We start from the raw sequence: 3433 nt of genomic DNA, 5'->3' as shown, positions 1-3433 counted from the left end.
CCTTTGGGCTAGGTAACAATCAGGATAAACCTTTCTGGGTCAGTATTAAAGTGTCCGGTTACAAAAGCGATGATGTGCCTTCCGCAATCTATCCTCTGGACTTTGTGGCCAGCATTTGTCAGGCCGAGTGGTCGAGCAATGCTGGTAAGGTAGCCCGCCCGTGCGCCAATGTCAGTCAAAGTGAGGCTCAGTGGGCAGCCGTCTTGCTCAATCCTAAGATGGAGGGCGGCCGTCAGGAAAATGAACGGGCGCTTTGGATGCACCTCGCCAACCCGAATGATTGGATGCAAGGGTTCTATCCGGCGCGAAACATTCAAAGTGGAGACCGTTTCAAGGCTTGGGTTGCCTGCCTGGAAGGGAACACGACCTGTGACGTACAGTTCAGTCTGGATTATCGAATTGACAACGGCAACATCGAAAATCTGGGTAAATGGAGTGAAACCCTGGACGGCAAGTGGACGCAAATTGATCTTGACCTGAGCGCTTTTGTGGGAAAGAATGTCCAGTTCATTTTGGGAGTGACCAACAAAAACAGCAAGGGACCGGTGGATGCAGTATGGTTTGTACCGTCAGTCCAGACAATCACCCCATAAAATCTTGAGGTTATCAGCATTAGAAAATCCCCGCCAGTTTTCCACCCGGCGGGGATTTTTCTATCAAGCCGTTGCCAGTTGTTCGGGTTGTGAGAAGGGATCCAGATCCTGCTCCATTTGATGACGGAACTGCTTGGTGTACAGGGAGTAGTACTTGCCGCGCTTACGCAACAACTCGGCATGGCTGCCCATTTCGGCAATTTTTCCTTGCTCAATGACCAGAATACGATTGGCGCGTTTGATTGTGGAAAGACGGTGGGCAATCACGAAACTTGTGCGGCCTTTCATCATCGTTTCCATTCCGCGTTGAATCAACGCCTCGGTCAGGGTATCCACCGAACTGGTGGCTTCGTCCATGATGAACACTTCCGGTTTGGCAAGCACAGCCCGTGCCAGACTGATTAACTGCTTTTGACCAACGGAAAGCAGATTTCCGCCTTCTCCTACTTGTTCGTCATACCCTTTTTTGAGTTTGATGATGAAGTCGTGCGCGCCGGCCAGTTTGGCAGCTTCCACAATTTCTTCATCCGTGGCATCCAGACGCCCGTAACGGATATTTTCGCGGATCGTTCCGGAGAAAAGGTGGGGGGTTTGAAGCACCATGCCAATGCGGGACTGGATGGCATGCAGGGAGTAGTCACGGTAATCCCTGCCGCCTATGCGGATACTGCCTTTTTTCGGCTCGTAAAAACGGCACAAAAGGTTGACGATGGTGGTCTTGCCGCCACCGGTTTCACCAACCAGCGCAATCGTTTCACCACGTTTGACATACAAGGAGAAATTTTCCAAAACGGGTTTTTGGTCACCGTCATCGTAGTAGAAAGTGACGTTATCAAACTCGATATCGCCCTGAATTGTGCCGGGGTCAAAAGCACCCGGCAGGTCTTTGACATCCGGTACAGCGTCAATCATTGAGAAGATACGTTCACCAGAAGCAATGGCGTGTTGCATTTCAGCAAACACCCGTGCCAGATCCTGGATTGGCCACATCATGAAGGTGACGTACGAAACGAAGGCTTGAATGCCGCCGACAGTCATGCCACCCACCTGTACCTGCCAGCCGCCGTACCAGACGATGGCAGCCAGTGCGATGGCTGAAACCAGCTGGACGCTGGGTAGAAACAAGGCGCTCAACCATGCCGCGCGATAAGAAGAGCGGTACATATCGGCAGTCAGGGCTTTGAATTCTTCCAGATTGGCATCCTCGCGGCACAGCGCTTTTACGACCCGCACGCCGGTGATGTTTTCGTTGAATGCTCCAGTGATTTTTGAGTTCATCTTGCGCACGGTGCGAAATTCACCCAGAATCCGTTTGCGGAATTCATAGGCAATGTAAAACAAGATCGGCAGTATTCCCAGCACAATTAGCGCCAGTTTCCAGTTGATGAACAGCATAAATCCCATGGCGGTGATGATGTTCATCAAGCCCCAGGTAACATCCAGCAATCCCCACGTAACCAGATCAGCAACCCGTTCACTGTCTGAAGTGACACGGGACATGATCCAGCCAACCGGCGTTCGGCTGAAGTAGGAAAGCGAAAGCCCCTGCAGATGGTTGAACATCTTTTGGCGCAGGTCATAACGCACCCGTTCACCTAACACACCGGCAAGGTAAATGAAACCAAATACACCGCTTGCCTGAACAAAACCCAATGAACCGTAGATGATCAACAGACGATATAACTCAGTGCGGTTCTGCGCCAGAATGCCGTCGTCAATAATCAGTTTGCTCAGGTAAGTGAAAACCGAATCCAGCCCACTCACCAGCGCAATGGTGACCAGAAAGCCGACCACCCAGCGCCAGTGCGGGCGCGTCAAGGCCAGAATGCGGCGTAAAGTTTGACCGTTAAATTGGGTCTTAAATTCTTCTTCTTCAAAATATTCAAGCGACACTGGCTATCTCCTTTTCCAGCTCGTCATCAATCCGGGTCTGGATTTCATAAATCTGGCGGTAAATGCCTTCCTGCCGTACCAGGTCATTGTGTTTACCACGCTGGACGATGCGGCCTTTATCCAGCACAAGGATTAAGTCGGCATCCATGATGCTTTGAATGCGGTGAGCAATGATGAAGGTGGTGCGGCCTTTCATTAAGTTTTGCAGGGCTTCGCGTATTTCAGCTTCGGTTTCCGTATCAACTGCGGAGGTGGAGTCATCCAGAATGAGGATGCGCGGATTTTTCAGCAGGGTGCGGGCGATTGCCACCCGTTGTTTTTGACCACCCGACAGAGTAACCCCTTTTTCACCGACAAGCGTGTTATAGCCCTTTTCAAAGGTGAGGATGATGTCGTGGATTGCGGCGGCTTTGGCGGCTGCTTCCACTTCGGACTGCGGCACTTCCCTGCCAACCCCATAGGTGATGTTTTCGCGAATAGTACGCGAAAAAAGGAAGGGCTCCTGCTCGACGATGCCAATCTGTTGACGCAGAAAAAGGCGCGGATAGCGTTTGAGTTCAATGTCATCCAGCAAAATTCTGCCTGAGGTATATTCATAAAAGCGGGGCAGCAGATTGACCAGCGTGGTCTTACCTGAACCGGTTGACCCTAACAAGGCAACCACCTGTCCCGGCTCACAGGAGAAGGTAATGTCTTCGAGGGCTGCGTTTCCATCATCATACGCAAAACCAACCTGCTCGAACTCGATTTTACCGAGGATATCGTTTTTAGGTCGGTGCTTGCCGGTTTCCAGTGACTCGCGATCCTGCCTGATGATCTCCATGACGCGGTTGTAAGAAACCATGCCAGTGGAGGTCTGGACGATCAGACGCCCCAGGTTACGCATCGGAAAAATAATCCAGACGATCAAACCGGCATAAGCGAGAAATGTGCCAACGGTGATTTCG

3 protein-coding genes are annotated in these 3433 nt (G+C 51.4%); 1 reads left to right on the top strand and 2 read right to left on the bottom strand.

Features of this window, described 5'->3' with window-relative positions; all coding sequences use genetic code 11:
- Nucleotides 1–593 (top strand): hypothetical protein (locus tag VAE48_RS05225; protein WP_322792262.1); only part of this gene is annotated, 593 nt, incomplete at its 5' end.
- 63 nt (nt 594–656) lie between these two features.
- Here VAE48_RS05225 and VAE48_RS05220 read toward each other — a convergent pair.
- Together VAE48_RS05220 and VAE48_RS05215 are read right to left on the bottom strand one after the other, a co-directional pair.
- Nucleotides 657–2486: an ABC transporter ATP-binding protein gene (locus VAE48_RS05220; protein WP_322792261.1), complete on the bottom strand. Its 1830-nt coding sequence runs from the start codon at nt 2484–2486 to the stop codon at nt 657–659.
- A partial coding sequence (locus VAE48_RS05215) for an ABC transporter ATP-binding protein (protein WP_322792260.1) occupies nt 2476–3433 on the bottom strand: 958 nt, incomplete at its 5' end. The genes VAE48_RS05215 and VAE48_RS05220, both read right to left, overlap by 11 nt.

It is taken from the genome of Bellilinea sp., assembly GCF_034432615.1.
Classification (GTDB): Bacteria; Chloroflexota; Anaerolineae; order Anaerolineales; family Anaerolineaceae; genus Bellilinea.
This window is presented reverse-complemented; position numbering and strand designations above follow the sequence as displayed.